Raw genomic sequence first — 1,003 nt, 5'->3', positions numbered from 1 at the left:
CGCATCGTATAGCTGAAGACATCGCTCAGCGTGTTGGTCGACTGGCGCAATGCCTGGACGGCCGCATTGGTCTCGTTGACGGTATAGCTATAGACGCCCGATGCGTTGAGCACGAGACTGCCATAGGTGCCGTTCAGCGCCGAACCAAGCGTGCCTGATGTCGCGCCGAAAACGACCGCCGTGACCGTCTTGGTATCACCGGCATCCGGATCGGTGTCGTTGGTCAGCACGTTGCCGCTCGCAACCACACCACCCGAACCATTGGCGACACCACCCTTCTCCGTCGCATCACCCGCATCGGCAACCGCCGTCGGCGCCCTGTTGCCAGCCGTCGATACGGCGATGCTGAAGGTCTCGTTGGCAGCAAGGCCGCCGAGGTCGGTTGCCGTCACCCTGACGCCGTAGGTGCCGGTTGCCGTCGGCGTGCCGGAGAAGGTCCGCGTCGAGGCGTTGAAGGCCAACCAGGCGGGCAGCGCCGTGCCATCGGCAGCCGTTGCCGTATAGGCCAGCGTCTCGGTGCTGTCGACATCGGTGAAGGTGGTCGTCGGCAGCACGAAGGAGAAGGCCGAGCCGACGGTGGCGTTCTGGGCCACCGTCTGGACGGCCAGCACCGGCGCGTCGTTGGCGCCATGGATGGTGACGGTGAGGTTGGCCGTGGCCGTGGCGCCGGCAGTGTCGCGCATCGTGTAGCTGAAGACATCGCTCAGCGTGTTGGTCGACTGGCGCAGCGCCTGCACGGCGGCATTGCTCTCGTTGACGGCATAGCTATAGGCGCCCGATGCGTTGAGCACGAGACTGCCATAGGTGCCGTTCAGCGCCGAACCAAGCGTGCCTGATGTCGCGCCGAAAACGACCGCCGTGACCGTCTTGGTATCACCGGCATCCGGATCGGTGTCGTTGGTCAGCACGTTGCCGCTCGCAACCACACCACCCGAACCATTGGCGACACCACCCTTCTCCGTCGCGTCCCCCGCATCGGCAACTGCCGTCGGCGTCGTGTTCG

General features: G+C 65.2%; 1 protein-coding gene. It reads right to left on the bottom strand.

Annotated elements, in window-relative coordinates; genetic code table 11:
• A partial coding sequence (locus ACMUVN_RS33240) for a VCBS domain-containing protein (protein ID WP_414816048.1) occupies positions 1 to 1,003 on the bottom strand: 1,003 nt, incomplete at both ends.

Source organism: Rhizobium sp. IY2 (genome assembly GCF_047532935.1).
GTDB lineage: Bacteria > Pseudomonadota > Alphaproteobacteria > Rhizobiales > Rhizobiaceae > Rhizobium > Rhizobium anhuiense.
The sequence above is the reverse complement of the archived record's forward strand: the minus strand, read 5'-3'. Positions and strand labels throughout refer to the sequence as shown.